Raw genomic sequence first — 2944 nt, forward strand, 5'->3', positions numbered from 1 at the left:
GTACATGCCCGCGTCCATTGCCGGGGCAATCATCAGGGGCGCGGCATTTGCTTCGCTTCCCAATGCCAAGGCTGTCAGGCAGATGAGATCGTCGGCCTGACCGTGGGCAAGTTTGGCGAGCGTATTGGCAGTTGCCGGAGCGATGAGCAGCGCATCGGCCTTGCGCGCCAACCCGATGTGCAGCACATGTGCATCCGCGCCCCAGAGATCGGCATCGGTATAGGCGGGCTGTCCGGTGACAGATTGAAACGTCAGCGGGGCGATGAATTTTGTGGCGGCATCGGTGAGTACAACATTGACATTCGCGCCGCTTTGGGCGAGTTTGCTGGCGAGGTCGGCTGCTTTATAGGCTGCAATACTGCCGGTGACGCCCAGAATGATGTTCTTGTGTTGGAGTGGGTGTTGAGACATAGGCATGGAAGGGGGTGATTGGATAGGTGCTGTTATTGTACCGCTAATTCAGGGGGAGTTGCGTTTCGGCGTAGTGTTATAATTCGGCGATTATTTGATCGCCAAAGAGGCTGCTATGCAGGATGAATTTATCCATACGATTACAAATACTTTAGATTTATTAACAGATACCTATAATTACAACCACTGGATTTATTCGTTGATGCGTCCGCATTTGGGCGAGCGGATTTTAGAAATTGGTGCAGGAATCGGGAATATCACGCAATTTTTATTGTCAAGTAAAGAGGTAGTATGCCTGGACTTTGAAGATGAATACGTGAATATTTTGCGCGAATACGCAAAGACCCACAAGAATATTACCCCTTTGCAATTGAGTTTGCTCGATTTGCCCGCAGCGCAAGCGCCGCTGGATTATTTTGATACAGTTTTATGTATAAATGTGTTGGAACATATTGAAAATGATCTCTTGGCTGTTCAGCAAATGGCGTCGGTGTTGAAGCCCGGAGGGAAATTGTGGCTTTATGTCCCCGCCGGGCCATGGGCCTATGGCGCATTGGACAAAGAATTGGGGCATTTTCGCCGCTATAGCCGTACGCGGTTACGATCGTTGGCAAACGATGCCAGGCTGGAATTAATCGAATGCCATTATGTGAATTTGGTTGGCGTTTTTGGCTGGTACTGGTCGGCGCGGGTGCGGAAAGACCAGGTAATTCGCCGCGAAAATGCCCATCTGATGGATCGCCTAGTGCCATATCTCTCCGCTATTGAGCGCCTGGCGCGGCCTCCTTTTGGACAGTCGCTGGTGGCGGTAATGGCCCGCTCAGAAAATCTCTCGGAATCTCCTTTGGGATAGGAGATCGTTGCTTGATGCAGTAGTTTACAGATTGGTAAGTTGGTACCTCGGTTCCTTGTCGGTACAGCTTGCTTATGCTAGACTGGTTTAAGTGCCATGTCAGAATCCGGAATATTCAAAGAAGCAATTGATGCCATTATTCAAAACCACCGCTCTCAGGCGCGGGATTTATTAACGCGTTTGTTGCGAAATAATAAAGAAAATCCAGATTATTGGCTCTGGCTTAGCTCGGTTGTTGAAAGCGAAAAAGAAAAGCTCTATTGCTTGCAATCTGTGCTACGGCTTGACCCGGACAATGAAATAGCCAAACGGGGGTTACGCCTCCTCGGTCAGTCACACCCAATAGATGAAATTATCCCGGTTCCTCCGAAGCGCCGATCTTGGAAAGTTGAGTTAAGTGATGCCGAAGCGCCGCGCGGTCTGAAACGCATTTGGGCGAATCCAATCGCTCGGCTGGCGATTTTTTCGGTGGCGGGAATTTTTGTGGTTGGTTTGATTTGGCTGGGTGTTTTTGGCTCTCGAAATGGGTTGTTTGCCCCCAAACTAACAATCACCCCCCTGGCATGGACCGATACCCCTACGGTAACACCCAGCGATGTGGCCCTCGCTACTGTTGATGCAAAATTGCCCGCGGCCACGGCGCAACCTCTATGGATGCAGTTAGCAGCCACTTATACGCCGCGCCCTCTTTTTGTCAATACCCCCCACCCTCGCAGCGAGGCCTTCCGTATCGCCATGCGCGCCTACGAGAGCGGTGATTACGAATCCATGCTCTCTTTCATGGAGCAAGTACAGCACGACGAGCCAGAAGCTGCGGATGTGTTGTACTACCTGGGTGAGGGTCAGCGGCTGATGGGAGATACCGGCACGGCGATGAAATCGTACGAAGCGGCGATTGCATTGGATGCAGCCTTTGCTCCGGCTTATCTGGGGCGCGCTTTGTTGAAAGTGGTACTGAATCCTGCGGCAAATGTGGAAAATGATCTGCGACAGGCCGTAAAACTTGGCCCGGATTTTGGTGCTGCTCATCTGGAATTGGCGGCTTATTACCTGGCGCGTGGACAAGTTGAAGATGCATTGGCCGTGCTCGAAGATGTGGAAGCCTTACTGGCAGATCATCCGCAGTTTTACGCGTTGCGGGCGCAGGCGCATTTGGCGCTCGCTCATGTCGAAGAAGCCCATGCTGATGCGATGCGGGCACACGAACTCGATATTACCGACTTATCTGTATATCTATTATTAGCGGAAATTAATTTTGATAAAGGTCGTCCGGAAGACGCCCTTGCATATTTACAAACCTTCGGGTTATACGAGCAGGAAGATGCCCGTTATTGGGCTTTGCTTGGACGGTTGTACTATGAGCTGGGAGAAGATTTTGAGGATGCTTTGGATGCGTTTGATGAGGCGCTGGAATTGGATGACGAAAATGCATTAGCTTATCAATATCGTGGTCTGACGGCGCTTGAATTGGGTGACGCGGCTCAGGCGATGAACGATTTGTACGAAGCGCGCAAATACACATCGAATACATTTGAGATTAGCCTGGGTTTTGGGCGTGCCATGTGGATGGTGGATAACGCCAAAGACGCTTTGCCCCAGATGAATGCTGCAGAAAAGCTGGCTGTTTCAGACCTGGATTTTGCCCGGTTATATTATTATCGTGCTCAAATTGCAGTCGAT

3 protein-coding genes are annotated in these 2944 nt (G+C 50.7%); 2 read left to right on the forward strand and 1 reads right to left on the reverse strand.

From position 1 onward, the window contains the following. On the reverse strand, positions 1–411 hold a 411-nt coding region (locus tag HN413_14200), incomplete at its 3' end, for a bifunctional 4'-phosphopantothenoylcysteine decarboxylase/phosphopantothenoylcysteine synthetase (GenBank protein MBT3391547.1). A 115-nt stretch (positions 412–526) separates the two neighbouring features. On the opposite strand from HN413_14200, the gene HN413_14205 reads away from it, so the two are divergent. Together HN413_14205 and HN413_14210 are read left to right on the forward strand one after the other, a co-directional pair. Then, entirely contained in the window at positions 527–1264 is a 738-nt protein-coding gene (locus HN413_14205) for a class I SAM-dependent methyltransferase (GenBank protein ID MBT3391548.1), read from the forward strand. 96 nt (positions 1265–1360) lie between these two features. After that, positions 1361–2944, forward strand: a 1584-nt coding sequence (locus tag HN413_14210) for a tetratricopeptide repeat protein (protein MBT3391549.1), incomplete at its 3' end; no start/stop codon positions are given.

The organism is Chloroflexota bacterium (assembly GCA_018648225.1).
GTDB lineage: Bacteria > Chloroflexota > Anaerolineae > Anaerolineales > UBA11858 > NIOZ-UU35.